Source organism: Salinispira pacifica (genome assembly GCF_000507245.1).
Classification (GTDB): domain Bacteria; phylum Spirochaetota; class Spirochaetia; order DSM-27196; family Salinispiraceae; genus Salinispira; species Salinispira pacifica.
Genome location: NC_023035.1, coordinates 1,608,651 through 1,623,898 on the forward strand (window position 1 = coordinate 1,608,651; position 15,248 = coordinate 1,623,898).

Consider the following 15,248-nt stretch of genomic DNA (forward strand, 5'->3'; position numbering starts at 1 on the left):
TTCTGAAGTATATGATAAAAATGTCAGCGATGAATCAATAAACGTTTAATAAACTAATCATGGGGTCGGTTCGAGGATCTGTCAAGAAAAAATGAAATAATTCCGCTTTTATCAGCCGTATATGTGTGAATCCACGAACAGAAATCAAAATTAGGTGCACCTTTCCGCCTGTGAAGTATTTGTTTACTAAACGTTTAACTTTTAATTGACATGAAACCCGGGTCAAGGTATGATCTTGATTATGAAGATTACAATTCGGGATGTAGCCCGGAAAGCCGGTGTTTCCCCTGCCACAGTATCCCTGGTCCTGAATAATCGTCCCGGTGTGGGCAATGATACACGAAAAACAGTGGAGGATGCCGCCGAAGCGCTGAACTATAGAATCCCCCAGACCAAGTCAAGGACAAATGAGCGTCAAAACGGGATTATCCGTTTTCTGAAAATCGCCCGCCACGGACATATTTTAAACCGGGATCACAATGTGTTTATCAGCGATTATATCGAAGGCATTGAGGCTGCAGCCCGGGAGGAAGGGTACAGTCTGGAGGTCCGGAACTATGCCAGCTTTCAGCCCGATGAAATTATCGATGAATTGAGAACCGACGCCCCTGCAGGTGCGGTGATTCTTGCCACCGAATTGGATGCACAAGATATTCTGCCGTTCAGCGCAGCCAACATCCCCATGGTTTTCATTGATGCGGTCAATCCCTATGCCAATTTTGATTTTGTTGATATGGACAATGAAGGAGCGGTGTTCTCCATTGTGGAGGCGATGAAGGAGAGGGGAATACGCAGAATCGGTCTGGTCTCGGCACGGCTTGAAACCCGGAATTTCCGCCAGAGGGCCCAGAGCTTCTACCAGGCAGTGGACTATTTCGGCCTGGAAACCAAAAGCGAGTGGGATTACCGGGTGGACTCCACATATGATCAATCCTACCGGGATATGTCCGCTCAACTGGATTCCCGGAAAACCCTTCCACAGGGGCTGTTTTGTGTCTGCGATATCATCGCCTTCGGCTGTATGAAGGCTCTGAAAGAGAAGAATATCCGTATTCCGGAAGATATTTCCCTGGTGGGATTTGATGATCTGCCTTCAAGTCAGCACACCGATCCGCCCCTTGCAAGTATCAAAGTTTCCAAGAAACGGATCGGAAGGAGGGCTTTCCAGCTTATCCGCCGAAGAATAGAATCGGAAATGCCTTTGCCCTATGAAAAGGTCTTTATCGGCAGTGAACTGATGGTGCGGGAAAGTCTCGAATTTTCACAGAAGGAGTAGACACATGCGAATACTGAACTACGGATCTCTCAATGTTGATCATGTGTATTCCGTCCCTCACATCGTTCGTCCGGGAGAAACCCTTGCCGGAGAGTCGCTGAACTTCTTTGCCGGCGGAAAAGGGGCCAATCAATCCGTTGCCATCGCCAAGGCGGGAGGCGATGTATGGCATGCCGGGAAACTGGGCGGGGATGCGGACTGGCTGCTTGAGAAACTGCAGCAGTTTGATGTGAAAACCGATTATGTTACCCAAGATGACGGTCTCAGCGGTCATGCCATAATTCAGGTCAGCTCCCAGGGGGAAAATTCCATTGTGCTGTATGGAGGCGGCAATCAGCGTATAACCAAGGAAGAGATAGACGCAACCCTGGTCCTGTTCTCCCGGGGGGATGTGCTTGTGCTGCAGAATGAAATCAACAATATCCCGCATATCATGGAAAAGGGCCTTGCCCAGGGCCTGAAGATTGCTGTGAACCCCGCACCCTTCACCCCGGATGTTTCCCGTTGGCCCCTTGATAAGGTGCATACATTGGTGGTGAACGAAACTGAGGCAGCCGGAATCGTCCAATCCGATGCTTCCCCCGGCAGCACCCTGGACATGCTGACCCGGCGCTATCCCGAAACCGAGATTGTTCTCACCCTGGGAAGCAAGGGGGCATGGTATGCAAAGGGCAGGAAAAGAGCTTTTGTCGAAAGCAGGAAGGTGAATGCAGTGGATACCACCGCCGCAGGAGACACCTTCCTGGGATACTATCTGGTGGAACGTTTCGCCGGCGCTTCCCCGGAACGGGCTATGGACCTGGCAGCTGAAGCCGCAGCCATTACCGTGTCCCGTCCCGGAGCCATGGAATCAATTCCTTTCCGCAGCGAGCTCTGAGATAGACGCGTTCCTCTTGCGCTCTCAATTCCACCCTTATACCCGGCCTGCCAAAGCGCGGTTCTTTTCGTAGGCGATGAGCTCGTCCCGGGTCAAACTTCCGTCTTCAATATCCACACCGAAGGCATCTGAAAGTGCGGATAGGAAGACTGCTTTGAAATCTTCCAGTGAGATCGATTGTCCGGTTTCGCTCAGGATGCTGGTCATTGGCTCCAGTGCCCGTTCTTTCAGTTCCGGCGGGATGTACAACACCTTGAACAGCGGACCGTTGTCCATATCCTTCAGGAAGGTCACGATATTCACGATATACAGGTTTTCGATTTCGCTGAGGAGTATGGTGGCAAGTTTCTTGCCGCTGGCTCTGATGGCACCTTTGTGGCTGTACCAGGCATCCTCGACTCCCATGGATCGGAAACTGCTCACTAATATTTCACCCACGGCATGATACGCCTCATCGAAGTCAGAAAAGCGCGTTTTGTCGAAGACCATTTGGATATTCACCGATGAACCGGGATCAACATACACAAAGGTTCGTTGGCCGGTGACGATGATGTGCTCCAGATCGGGGCAATCCCGTTGGATTTCCTGAATGAGGCCGGCGAAGTTGGACAGGCATATCACTGCTTTTGCACCGCTATCCCGGAGGATGTGAGATATTTCCCTTCCCTTGTACATGGTGTTGAATGGCACGGCTATGGCTCCCAGCTTCTGAATTCCGAAGAAACTGTAGTAGAACTCCTTGATGTTGGGAAGCATGATGGCTACCCGGTCTCCTGGGACTATTCCCAGGGATTCCAGGCCCCCTGCAACACGGTTAGCCTGGCCGTCGGCTTCCTGATAGCTGATCACCTGATTTTCATAGCGGATGGCTTCCCGGCGCTTGAATTGGGAGCTTATCGTCTCAAACATCTGTCCCAGGCCGATGGGAAGCTCCCCAACGGGAATCTCTGCCTTGCCAAAAAGTTTTTTCTTAAACATCGTGCTGGCTCCTGTTTATCAGCCGGGTGTCTTCGGCATCCTGCCGCAGCTCTCTCCGCAACAACTTGCCGGTAGCGGTTTTCGGCAGGGAGGGGGCGAGCAACCATTCCTGAGGCTGCTTATATCGGGCTACGCCGGTATCAGTGTATTCCCGGAGCATCTTCACAAGATTCTTTCCGAAATCACTCTCCCGCAGTTTCTTCATGTCCATATCCGAAGGATCGCTGCCGAATTCCGGGGGAATATTCCGGGGAACCACGATGGCCACCACCGTTTCTTCCTTCAAGTCGTTTTTCCTTGCGATTACCGCCGATTCCAATACCTGTTCGTGTCGGTCAATAAACTCCTCCACCTCACGGGGACTGACGTTATAGCCATTGTGGATAATAATATCTTTCTTCCGATCTGTTATGAAGAAAAACCCGTCTTCGTCGACGTAGCCCAGGTCACCGGTGAGGAGCCAGCCGTCTTCGGTAAGCACATCTCCGGTTGCCTGGGGATTGTTCCAATACCCGGCAAACACTGTAGTGGACCGGATGGCGATCTCACCTTCCTGGCCTGTGGGCACTTCGCTTCCCTGGGCGTCTATGATTTTCATTTCCACACCCCGGCCGGCCCGGCCGATGGAACCGTCCCGGTATTCGCCGTTCACCCCATTGGCGGCCACAGCGGAGGTGGATTCTGTGAGTCCGTAACCCTCCATGATATTGGTTTCGAATGTCTTCCCGAAATCTTCATACAGGCGTTGGCTCAAGGGAGCGCCGCCGGATATGCAGTGGTTTAAGCTCTTGGGTATGATCGTTTTATTCCGGGCCTGCCTGGCTGCCAGCATAAGGTGCTGATACATGGTTGGAACTGCCGGAAGGATGGTGGCCTTGTGCTTTTCTATGGTTTCCAAAAGGATCTGGGGCGAATACCTCGGAACCATCACCAGACAGGCTCCGAAATGCACCGATGCGATCATGGAATTTGCCAGGCCGAATATGTGATACAGCGGCAGGGTTCCGATGACCCGGTCACTAGACTTGAAATCCAGCAGGGAGGTAACAATGGTGCTGCATTGGAAGTGGAAATTCCGATGGCTGATCATCGCACCTTTGGGCAGCCCGGTGGTACCGGAAGTATAGATCAACACCGCCGGATCATCGGGGTTCACCTCCCTGGCCTGGTAATTCTTGGATGATTTCGCCATGAGTTCGCTTAACTGAATGGTGCCCACGGATTTGGCACCGTTGCGCCCGCCCCGGGGCAGCCTGGCCACTTCAACGCCGTAGCGCTCCGACTCCCCCCGATCTACGCTGACATCGGCGCCTGCGACGATTCCCGGGCGCTTCACCGCTTGGATTACTACGCTGTCGGGAACCAGGGTGTTGGACAGTTGATACTTCCCGGCGATCCTTCCTTCGGCCACCGATGCGCCGTAGCTGGGCACGTCAAAAACATCGCCTTCGGGATTATACAACAGACGCCATGTCTCATTCTTTTCACTCATGCTGTATCTCCTATCCTTTCGCCTTGGCGCCGGATTCGGCCTTGAGATAGGCTTCAACTTCATCGAAAAACTGTGCTTCGATATCTTCTCCGGGCCTGGGAGTGAGCAGGCTGGTAATGATGTACGCCAGGGTATTGACCAACAGGCTGGGGATGACCGGATGGCCTATTACCAATGGACGTTCACCGTTGACTACGATTACCAGGCTGAGAACCAGGTATATTACCCCTGCCAGGGTTCCGGCTATGGCTCCCTGCTTTGTTCCCCGTTTCCACAAAAGACCTCCCACCAATGCCGGTGCCCACTGGGCGAAACCCGGGACACTCACGTCGGTGAGGTAGAGGGCCATGGCACCCTGATTGAGAAAACTGACAACAAGGCTGAGAACAACCACAGCAATAACCGCCCAACGGGCCCAGGTGGTAATCTGCCTGTCGCTGGCATCAGGCTTAAACAGCCCCTGAATGATGTCCCGGCTGACGATAACGCTTGAGGTCATCAACTGTACCGCTGCGGTACTCACCGCCGCGGCGATTACCCCCAGAAGAACGAACACGCCGAACCATTCCGGCAACGTACGGCTGATTACCGTTTGAACGACCCTGTCGGCCTCCGTCTGGAGAGACACTCCGTTGCTGTTCGCCAGTGCCTGCAACTCTTCCATGGGCATGGCGGCGGGAGCAACCAGGGAACCCCAGATGAAGGGGAGAATATAAAAGAACAGTCCCCCGAAAACGAATATCAACAGAGGGAACCATTTAAACAGGCTCTTGTCTCTGGCGGTCATGCAGCCGATGGCTACGTGGGGCCAGCTGAATGCCAGGATTCCTACCACGAAGGTTCCGCCGAGGACCACCGGGGTATAGGCCCCCACCGGACCGGGATCTGAAAGAAGTTCCGGCCGGGACTGTGCAACGATGCTTGCAGCCTGGGCCAGACCGCCGTCGGGAAACAGAACCTGTACCGCCCACAGCAGGCTTCCCAGGAGGGCCGTCATATATATGACCCCCAGAAAGATATTCACCCATGCCACAATTCTCATTCCGCCCAGCATCACCAGCACTATCAGAATAACTGCGGTGTAAATGGCACCCCAGGCTGCGGGCAAACCGGTGAGGGCTTCAAAACCCGCACCCACCCCAAGGGGCTGAATGCCGACATAGGGAACAATAAACGCAAGAATACTCAGGGACAGGATGAGCCGCAGGGTCTTGGATTGATACCGTTCCCCCAGTACCTCAACAGGTGAGAGAAAGCGGTTGATTTTGGCCAGAGCCCAGAGCCGGGGTCCCAAAAACATGTAGAGCCCCGCAAAGCCTACCACCGAACCCCAGATGAACATGACGTATCCCGGTCCCTGGGTATAAAGCAAACCGGGGAATCCGTAAAAGGTCCAGGCCGATGATATGGCAAATAAAACAAAAAAGAACATGACAACAACGCCGATGGTGCGCCCGCCGAGCATGAAATCTTCTGCGGTCTTTGCACTTATCCGATACCCGTATGCCGCCATGAAAACGATAACAGCCCCGAAGAGGGTGAGCGAAACGAGAGTAAAAGCCATAGGACCTCCTACCGGTACGGCCAGAAGAAAAAGAAGTAGATGATGTAGCTGATCAGCCAAAAGAGTACAAAAATGACTCCTATTACCAACGGCATGGTCATCCACCCGAACAGCAAGAAGGGTTCTTCACCGGGACCGGTTTGGGTACCGCCGATTGCCAGGAAGGTGATAAACCCGATTACCGACAACAGCAGGAGCACAAGGTATATCCTGCCGGCACTATGACGTGTCATTTCTTTCATGCTTATAGAATAATCACATACAGTGATGATTTGCAGACATTTCGCTATTTTCCTGATAAAAATAATCAGATAATAATACGCACCCCCAAAACAGCTCAACATACGTGTATTGATTCCTGCCAAGTTCACGGATGAACATCCACCGCTCCTCTTTTCCGGGCCCGAGCACCTCCATGAGTTCCTCTGCCGGATTCAATCACAGGGGGAGATATACGCCCGCTGAAATTCGCTCCACCAACCAAATTCCAGACGAAAGATATTTCTCTGTGGATCTCCTATACTATGAGACATGAAAAGCAGGAAGTATCCACAAAGCCGATTCCTTGCCGGCAAGTTCCCGTCGCTGGTGTTTATCTGGCTTTTCTGCATTCCCGGTATGCTCATGTCTCAGGGCGAACGAGTTCAAACCCCGGGAGGGACAGAAAACCTGATGCGTGGCAATTCGGATGTTGTGGCGGGCATATACGACAATCATCCCAAAATCTATCTGGATGATAATGGGCAGCCTGCAGGCTTTTTCGCCGAGCTGGTTGAAGTGATAGCCGGGGAACTGAACTGGAATGTTGAGTACCGTTATGGAAGCTGGACGGAGAATCTGGAACGCCTTGAAGCGGGCTCAATCGATATGCTGGTGGATGTTGGCTACTCATCCGAGCGGGCTGAACGGTTCGAGTACAATTCCGAAGGTGTGTTCGCCGACTGGGCGGTTGTGTATACCCGGAAAGGAAGCGGAATAGAGCATATAGATGATCTGTCCGGGGTGCGGATAGCCTCCATGACGGGGAGCATTCATCACGACGGTCCCATGGGGCTTGTTGTACTGAACCGGCAGCTCAAACTGAATATGGATATTGTGGAGGTGGATAATTATCGCCACGGCTTCTCTGTTCTCCAGAGCGGTCTGGCGGATGCGGCTGTGGTGAACCGGATTTTCGGCAAGAACAATGCATCTGAGTTCGGAGTGAAACGGACTGCGATTATTTTTGACCCCCACATGCTTCATTTTGCGTTTCCAAAAATTGGCGATCCCAAGCTGATTAACGACCTGGACCGGGTGCTCAGTGCCCTGAAGTCCGACGAAAATTCCGTCTATTATGATCTCATCGACCGCTATATTGCCGGCTATTTCACCACACGGGATACTGTGCCGCTGTGGCTGAATGTAAGTCTGTTTATCTCTATTTTGGCGGCCTCCCTCTTTCTGATTCTCGGCTGGCAGCTGTACAGGGAAGTGAAAAACCGACGGCGCAGCGAGGAGTATCTGAGAAAATATCAGGACCAGCTTATATTGAATGCCCAGCAAAGTTATCTGGGTAGAATGATTCAGTCATTGTCTCATGAATTAAATACCCCCCTGGGCAACGGAATTCTGGCATTTTCCTCCGCCAGGGAACTTCTGGATGCAGAGGAAACCAAACGGGGTAATGCCCGTGAGCCGACAAAAACAATTGAGCCGGAAATTTCTGAGCTGGTAAAGAGTTATCTGGATGCCGGTCTTGATTCACTGAAACGGCTCAGCGAAATCAACGAACGGTTCAAGTCGCTGCATCAGGAGCTTGAAGAGCATACCAGGGAATGGAAGGCCGTTGAAAGCGTACGGCAGATCTGTTCGGTATGGCAGGAGCAGTTGAGGCGGAACAATATCAGCCTGAACATAACCGGGCCGGAAGAGGAAAGCTGGGATATTTCCATTCAGGCGCTGAATACGGTGCTGAGTGAACTGATCCAGAACAGCCTGGATCATGGCTGTCCTGCATGCTCCGAAGAAGGTGAGGGGATCACCAATTCATCCCCGCCGGTGATGGAAATACACATCAATCTGGAGAAGCAGCCGAAACCTCAGTCACCGAATCAAACCGGTAATCGAAGAATGCGATGGCTCGTTGATTATCGGGATACGGGAACCGGCATAGCCGAGGGGAGCAGGGCATCGGTGTTTCATCCCTTCGAGACAAGCGGACGCAGGAGGGGACATCTGGGGCTGGGAATGCATATCGCCTATCTGGTTGTCATCAGACAGCTGGCCGGAGAGCTTCTGTGTCTGGAATCCGACGTCGGGGCCCATTTTCAGCTTCGCTTGAATTGACCACTGTATGGTGTGAATCAGGTATGAAAGCTCAGGATTTTTCCGTTCAAATGTTCAGCTTACCGGCCGTCGCACTGGTCCCTTCGGCGAGTTTCCGGATCTCTTCGGCGACCACCGCAAATCCCCGCCCCGAATCTCCTGCATGGGCGGCTTCGATGGCTGCATTCATGGACAGCAGGTTTATCTGAGAAGATACTTTGGAGATGGTGTGGATGAAATCCCGTTGGGCCGGTTCCCTGCTTCCTGTTTCTTCCGTTGCAGAATGGCATCGGATAGTCGGCGAAATTTCGTTTCACAAGCTTCTGTGCACAACAATCAATTTACAAAAATTGATCGAAAATGTAATATCAAATCCCATACCACCGTACCTCAACGGTACCTTTTAGGAGATTCAACATATGTTTAGTTCTCATTCTCTTCCCAAAAACGCGGCTCGGGCTGTGATGCTTATTGCCGTTTTTTGGCTGGTTGCAGGGGTTGCGACTTCCGCACAGGTGTTCACCTCTTTGGGCATTGCCACAGGTCCAAATAACCTCGGTTTTTCCGGCACGCAGATTCCGGCGGCGGATTATACCATTGTGCCCAATGCCGAAATGTACAGCGGAGGGAATGACGATTCCACACCGCTGGTTTTCAGCGGGGTGTTTACTCTGGGGTATCATTTCAATCCTCTTTCGGTGTATGCCCGGGTAGGCTATGCGGGAAGAAACAGTTCTCAAACCACCGGGGGCAGCAGCAGTCAGTCTTACACTACAGGTACATACACATCCCGGGATCACCTGGATTTGCTGCTGCGACAGCTGGTAACTACATTGCATGCTTCGTATGAGTTGGGAGCTGATGTTGCCGGCGAACAGTTTTCCGCCTTCGGAGGCCTGGGAGCAGGGGTGAGCATTCAGATGGATAACAGCAAAATTGTATACCGGGAAGCCAACGGAAACTGGCCCAGCTACACCGAGGGAACCCCTTCCTCAGGATACGATGATGCAGCCACCCTCCCGGTCACGGGCTTGAATTCGGTATCCCTGATTACTGTTCCCGAGCTTGGCGTGCGCTGGTATGCAGCGAGCGGAAAGCACGGTTTTTCTCTGGGAGCCGGTGCGAACGTATATCTTACACCCAGGGTCAGCACTGTGGCAGTTCAGATCCAGGATGAAGGGGGGAACGCCGCTCTGGTAACTGCCGCAGAAAAATCCTTCGAGCTGTATTTCTTCTTCGACTATTCCCTTATTTTCTGATCAGATCAGCTTCAAACGTCCTTTTATCCGATATAGTGTATCGGGTTGCATGTGAGACCGGGACTCTTCCCGGTCTTTTTTTACGCTGATATCAGATCGGAATAGGTGAAGGCAATGCGGGTCTGATCCGATATGGCTGGCATAAGAGGAATGCGTGCACGTTGGTTATTCACTTAAGCCGGACTTACGAAACTCATCTTCAAGCTTATTGTCCAGAAGCTTGTTCTCCGCCTCCAGCTGCATGATATGCAATTTCTTCTTCTCCACTTCCAGCCGTTCACGCTCAAGCTCAAGTTTCTTTTTATCCAGTCCCGCACGCTGAATCATGCTGATTCCCCCGAATACCGCAAGCGGACCCCCGACGAACAACAGCCCTACAATCATCACAATACCAAAATCCATGAAATCTGCTGAGGTCACTCGATTGAATATCGTTTCAATGGCCAATTCTCAATATCTGCCGGAAGTGATCACTTATTTTATTTTCCGGTAATCGAAGAGAAACCGGGACTTGAAAAATGACTCCAATTCACTGTTTTAATCTGAAAACGTCTGCTCATTCGGTTTATGAGACTTTTATAGGTTTTCCGGCGTCGCCAATGTACGAAGGCCTGGAACAGGGAAAATGTATTTGAATACTATATCACTCTTCATTCAAATAGAACAGCAACAAAAAACCTTGTATTTGACATCAGCTTCCACATCCGTAAGTCTTTATATAGTAGAGTTGTAGAATTTTGGTTCATTTAAATACAGGACGCTGAAGAGGAGGCTGACGTGGAGAACAACGAGTCCATACCATTTATAAAGAGCATTGGAGGACGGATTTCTCTGATGTTTGCCCTGCTGATGATTACAGGCATTGCCGCTGTTGCGGTAATATCGGTTCTTCAGTCGGGAAATGCCCTTACGGATGCAAGCTTTAATCAGCTGCGGGCAATCCGGGAGATCAAAAAGGGCCAAGTGGAAGGCTATTTCAATGAAAGATATGCCGATATGAATGTTCTTTCCAATATGCTTGAGGCTTTCAAGCAGCGCTCTTTCGGTGAGCTGCGGACTATTCAGCAGGCTCGGAACAATGAACTTGAAGCATTCTTCTCCGATAACGGGGGCCCGGGACTGACGGCTCATCTTCCGCCGCATACCGTCAGAATCTGAACCGCATACTTTCACCTGGTGTGAATACAGAAGAGGAACAAAGCAGCAGTTTTCTCACCCGCTACGTGAACGGCAGCTACATTCTTCAAAGCAATGCCCGGATTTTTGGAGCCGCCGAAGGAACCGTGCTGGATTCCCCGGTGCCCGAATATATCAGCACTGCACATTCAAGACAACGAGGAACCGCGGTGGTTAGCGATAGCCGGGGCGAACTGCATATGGTTGTGTACTCGCCGTTCAATGATGCTTCCGGCAGCAATTATGCACTCTTTACCACCTTGCCCCTGGAAACTGCGGTAAGTGTTACCCTGGATGGACACAGGAATGATTTTCTCACTGAGTATACCGCTGAGTACGGATACTACGATCTCTTTCTCATCCATCCCGAAGGGAATATTTTCTATTCTGTGTCGGAAGAATCTGATCTGGACACAAACATTATAAACGGCACATATTCAGACTCCAGTCTGGGAGAAGCGGTGAGAGAGGCTCTGGACAGCGAAACGCTTTCTTTTGGAGACTTCAAACCCTATGCTCCGTCAGGGGGAGAACCTGCCGCCTTCATCGCCCAGCCCATTATGGCCGACGGCGAGGTTCAGATGGTGCTTGCCCTGCAGCTTGCCCTGGACAGAGTGAATGAAATAATGCAGGAACGAAGCGGTATGGGGGAAACCGGCGAAAGCTATCTTGTCGGCCCGGATAAGCTCATGCGTTCCGACTCATTCCTGGATCCGGTAAACCGAACCGTGAGTGCATCCTTCGCCCGTCCCACCCAGGGTTCGGTGGATACCGAAGCCTCCCGAAGCGCACTCCAGGGAGTTACCGACTCAAAAGTTATTACCGACTACAACGGAAACCGGGTGCTCTCATCCTATGGGGATGTGAGCGTCTATGATACCACCTGGGCCCTGATCTCAGAAATTGATGAGGCCGAAGTTAACCAGCCCCTTATTCTACTCACAGGTCTTATTGTTATCTCTGCTGCAGTGCTGACGGTGATCGCCATTGCCGCATCAGTGCTCTTTGCCCGGAGCATTTCCCAGCCGATTCTTCAGCTTGTTGCCGGGGCGGGCAATCTGGCGGTGGGAGATATTTCCATGAGCGATCTGAATCAGAAAAAATTCGGAAAGATTCGGAAGCGAAGCGACGAGCTGGGGGTTATCGGGCGTTCCTTTGCCGACCTGGCGGAATATCAGCAGGAGAAAACCGAGATTGCTTCAGAAATTGCTGCAAACAATTTACAGGTTGAAGCGAAAATTTCATCCACCAAAGATGTTCTGGGACAGGCGTTCGCAACCATGCTCGAATCCCTGAACGGAGTCCTGCTTCAGGTGAACGAAACGGTTGAGCAGGTGAATGTGGGTGCAGACCAGGTGAGTCAGGCGAGTCAGGAATTGAGCCAGGGTGCGACCGAGCAGGCCAGCAGCCTGGAAGAGATTTCCAGCTCGGTTACCGAGATCAGCGGCCAGTCCAAGCAGAATGCGGAAAGTTCGGGCGAAGCCCTCTCTCTCGCCCGGGAAGCCAGCGAAAATGCCGATAAAGGCAGTCAGCAGATGGAGCAGCTGAATCAGGTCATGGAACGGATCAATGCATCCTCCGATGAGATCAATAAAGTCGTGAAGGTGATAGATGATATTGCCTTCCAGATCAATCTTCTGGCCTTGAATGCCAATGTGGAAGCTGCAAGGGCAGGAAAATACGGCCGGGGATTTGCCGTGGTGGCGGATGAAGTGCGGAATCTTGCCAACCGAAGCGCCGAAGCCGTCCAGGAAACAACCCAAATGGTCGGTGACACAGTGTCGAATATTAAAGCAGGTACAGGAGCTGCAGAATCCACCGCAGCTCAATTGTCTTCCATCGTTGAGAGTACCGGCAAGGTTGCCGGCCTGCTGAATGAAATTGCAGCCGCAAGCCAGGAACAGTCTCTGGCCATAGAACAGATCAACGAGGGGCTGTCCCAAATCGATGAGGCGACCCAGTCCAACACCGCATCCGCCGAAGAGAGTGCCGCAGCATCAGAAGAACTGGCCGGACAGTCCCAGGAATTGCGGGGTCTTGTTTCCCGGTTCAGGCTCGCCCGGCAGCGTGCACAGCAGGCCATGCTTCCCGCACTTGGAGAATCCTCTGAGGAAGGGTATGACGAAGGGTATGAGGACTACTGATCCCCTGGGATCAGCAGTCCCGTTACCTCTGCATTCTTCGAAATATCTTCTTATTCCTCGGGGGGGAAATAAAAGGAGCCTATTCAGACTCTTCTGTGGACACCTCTGCAGATTGTTCAGGTGATAATTTTGAAGGTGCTTCTCTCCGCTCTTCCGGGCTGAAACAGAGCCGGATAAGCGCTGAATATCCGAACATATAGATGGCATAGACAATTAATCCCACAGCTGCGGTGAGGGCATACCACCCGGGGCTGAACACTGCTCCGCTGTATGCTCCGGCCTGCGCCGCTGCGGCCGTATCGTATAATGTCAGGCTGTTCTCGGTCCGGGGAATTACAAAAAGAAAACTGGTGAGTACGGTCAACAGCATGGGGAGGAGGAAACTCAGAAGAATGAGACGGTTGTTCCTGAACAACTCAACGCTCTTCCTGGTTGAAGACCAGAAGCGGTATCTGGTGGTGATGGTGATATACACCGACGGCATAAGCCTGGCCGTTCCCCAAAGGACAGGAATATACATGAGAATCATGGGGACAATCAGGGCATTCGGGTTATACTCACTGCCTTGCATGCCTATGAAGATCACCGGCAGCATGAGTGCAAAACCCAGTAAAAACCAGGGAAGAATACGCACCAGCACCGAAAGGGATGTTACTATCAGGTTAGGAATTTCCTTCAGGGTACGCATGGCCCGCGGTCCTGAAACCAGATCTCCTGAATCGGAAGCGAGATACATGAATACATACAGGGAAATCAGTCCGAAAAGAATTGAAACTGCCAAGTGAGGCAGGAAAAATTCAAACCAAAACCCGGACATGCCGCCTTCTGTCACCAACTCGGTTGTTCTGGGCATCATCATCTGGGTGAACAGAAGCCCGTACCCTACCGATAGCACGCCCAGCAAGGCTACTACAGGCCATTTTTCGCGGAAGATTCTTTTACTTTCCGCGTACAGTTGTGAAAAACTGGTAGTCATGAAAACCTCTTTTTTTATTATTTTACCATAATCTCATATTATACCAACACAAATCTCATAATTTCTTCCTACGGTGTACGGGACATACACAAAGGAGGACTGAGGTATGGTTATGCGAAATACATTTGTACGTTTGGGACTGCTTCTGGTATTGATGCTGGTGCTTACCGGAACGGTATTTGCCGCCGGCGCCAATGAAGCAGAGGCAAGCCAGGAAGAAGATGTGAAATACGGAGATCTTCGTCTTGGACTGGTGGACCAGGATGGTGATCTTGTGGCTGATGCGCCGGAAAATGAAGCTGACTGGGTGGATCCCCAGGTGCTCGTCTTCGCCTATACTCCGGTGGAAGATCCCGAGGTATACCGGGACGTATGGTCGGAATTTCTTGATCATCTTTCAGCGGAAACCGGCAAAGAGGTTCAGTTTTTTCCCGTACAGTCCAACGCCGCACAGCTGGAGGCCATGAGGGCGGGCCGTCTGCACGTGGCCGGGTTTAATACCGGAAGTAATCCCCTGGCGGTAAATGCCGCAGGATTCATACCATTCGCCATGATGGCCGGGGAGGATGGTTCATTCGGTTATGAGATGGAGATCATCACCCATGTAGATTCGGATATTACCCAGGTCGAGGATCTCGAGGGAAGGACCCTTGCCTTTACTTCCCCCACTTCCAATTCCGGTTTCAAAGCTCCCAGTGCTCTTCTGAAGGGTGAGTTCGATATGATAGCCGATGAGGATTTCAACACTACTTTTTCTGGAGCTCACGATGCATCCATCCTGGGAGTTGCCAATAAGGATTATGAAGCCGCATCAATTGCCAACTCGGTACTTGCCCGGATGATCGAACGGGGACTTGTGGATGAATCCGAACTGCGAACCATCTATAAATCCCAGACCTTCCCCACAACCGGATACGGATATGTGTACAATCTGAAACCTGAACTGGCCGATTCAATTCGACAGGCGTTTTTCTCCTTTGACTGGGAAGGCACCCAGCTGCTTGCTGAGTTCGGTCAGAACGGGGAATCACAGTTCATTCCCATCACCTATAAAAATCATTGGGCGGTTATCCGGACCATCGATGAGGCTAACGGCGTTTCATACGATGTGAACTGATCTTACAAATCAGGTTGCTGTTTTTGATTTCTGTTTCACAATCCCTATGGCTTGATATTGGATTGGGAGGCTGCCCGGGCAT

At 51.6% G+C, this 15,248-nt stretch carries 13 protein-coding genes and 1 pseudogene; 7 read left to right on the forward strand and 7 right to left on the reverse strand.

The window, feature by feature from the left end:
• Nucleotides 1-241 precede the first annotated feature (241 nt).
• Nucleotides 242-1,276: a LacI family DNA-binding transcriptional regulator gene (locus L21SP2_RS07125; RefSeq protein ID WP_024267830.1), complete on the forward strand. Its 1,035-nt coding sequence runs from the start codon at nt 242-244 to the stop codon at nt 1,274-1,276.
• Nucleotides 1,277-1,280: 4 nt separating this feature from the next.
• On the forward strand, nt 1,281-2,153 hold the full coding sequence (locus L21SP2_RS07130) for a ribokinase (RefSeq protein ID WP_024267831.1): 873 nt from the start codon (nt 1,281-1,283) through the stop codon (nt 2,151-2,153).
• A gap of 36 nt (nt 2,154-2,189) precedes the next feature.
• Here the strand turns inward: L21SP2_RS07130 and L21SP2_RS07135 are convergent, their stop codons facing one another.
• The 4 genes from L21SP2_RS07135 to L21SP2_RS07150 are packed head-to-tail and all read right to left on the reverse strand — an operon-like array spanning nt 2,190 to nt 6,420.
• Complete coding sequence (locus L21SP2_RS07135) at nt 2,190-3,131, reverse strand: AMP-binding protein (protein WP_053335618.1); 942 nt, start codon at nt 3,129-3,131, stop codon at nt 2,190-2,192.
• Complete coding sequence (locus L21SP2_RS07140; protein WP_041401310.1) at nt 3,124-4,623, reverse strand: class I adenylate-forming enzyme family protein; 1,500 nt, start codon at nt 4,621-4,623, stop codon at nt 3,124-3,126. Before L21SP2_RS07140 ends, L21SP2_RS07135 begins: the two co-directional genes overlap by 8 nt.
• A 10-nt stretch (nt 4,624-4,633) precedes the next feature.
• The gene (locus L21SP2_RS07145; protein ID WP_024267832.1) at nt 4,634-6,187 is read right to left on the reverse strand and encodes a sodium:solute symporter family protein; all 1,554 of its coding nucleotides are present in this window, start codon (nt 6,185-6,187) and stop codon (nt 4,634-4,636) included.
• A gap of 8 nt (nt 6,188-6,195) precedes the next feature.
• The gene (locus L21SP2_RS07150; protein WP_244437954.1) at nt 6,196-6,420 is read right to left on the reverse strand and encodes a hypothetical protein; all 225 of its coding nucleotides are present in this window, start codon (nt 6,418-6,420) and stop codon (nt 6,196-6,198) included.
• Between the two features lie 298 nt (nt 6,421-6,718).
• On the opposite strand from L21SP2_RS07150, the gene L21SP2_RS07155 reads away from it, so the two are divergent.
• Nucleotides 6,719-8,515: a transporter substrate-binding domain-containing protein gene (locus tag L21SP2_RS07155; protein ID WP_024267835.1), complete on the forward strand. Its 1,797-nt coding sequence runs from the start codon at nt 6,719-6,721 to the stop codon at nt 8,513-8,515.
• Nucleotides 8,516-8,573: 58 nt separating this feature from the next.
• Here L21SP2_RS07155 and L21SP2_RS19025 read toward each other — a convergent pair.
• Nucleotides 8,574-8,735 (reverse strand): annotated as a pseudogene (locus L21SP2_RS19025) (methyl-accepting chemotaxis protein); the annotation flags it as partial.
• Nucleotides 8,736-8,913: 178 nt separating this feature from the next.
• Between L21SP2_RS19025 and L21SP2_RS07165 the strand changes: the two are divergent.
• Nucleotides 8,914-9,753, forward strand: coding sequence for a hypothetical protein (locus L21SP2_RS07165; protein ID WP_041401312.1), 840 nt, complete (start codon nt 8,914-8,916; stop codon nt 9,751-9,753).
• 165 nt (nt 9,754-9,918) lie between these two features.
• Here L21SP2_RS07165 and L21SP2_RS07170 read toward each other — a convergent pair whose 3' ends face one another.
• Entirely contained in the window at nt 9,919-10,155 is a 237-nt protein-coding gene (locus tag L21SP2_RS07170) for a hypothetical protein (RefSeq protein WP_024267839.1), read from the reverse strand.
• A gap of 375 nt (nt 10,156-10,530) precedes the next feature.
• Between L21SP2_RS07170 and L21SP2_RS07175 the strand changes: the two genes are divergently transcribed.
• The gene (locus L21SP2_RS07175; protein ID WP_041401313.1) at nt 10,531-10,911 is read left to right on the forward strand and encodes a hypothetical protein; all 381 of its coding nucleotides are present in this window, start codon (nt 10,531-10,533) and stop codon (nt 10,909-10,911) included.
• A 20-nt stretch (nt 10,912-10,931) separates the two neighbouring features.
• On the forward strand, nt 10,932-13,073 hold the full coding sequence (locus L21SP2_RS17070; protein ID WP_053335619.1) for a methyl-accepting chemotaxis protein: 2,142 nt from the start codon (nt 10,932-10,934) through the stop codon (nt 13,071-13,073).
• A 79-nt stretch (nt 13,074-13,152) separates the two neighbouring features.
• Here the strand turns inward: L21SP2_RS17070 and L21SP2_RS07190 are convergent, their stop codons facing one another.
• Nucleotides 13,153-14,049, reverse strand: a complete 897-nt coding sequence (locus L21SP2_RS07190) for a hypothetical protein (protein WP_041401315.1) — start codon at nt 14,047-14,049, stop codon at nt 13,153-13,155.
• Nucleotides 14,050-14,155: 106 nt separating this feature from the next.
• Between L21SP2_RS07190 and phnD the strand changes: the two genes are divergently transcribed.
• Nucleotides 14,156-15,166, forward strand: a complete 1,011-nt coding sequence (gene phnD / locus L21SP2_RS07195; protein WP_024267841.1) for a phosphate/phosphite/phosphonate ABC transporter substrate-binding protein — start codon at nt 14,156-14,158, stop codon at nt 15,164-15,166.
• The last annotated feature ends 82 nt before the right edge of the window (nt 15,167-15,248 follow it).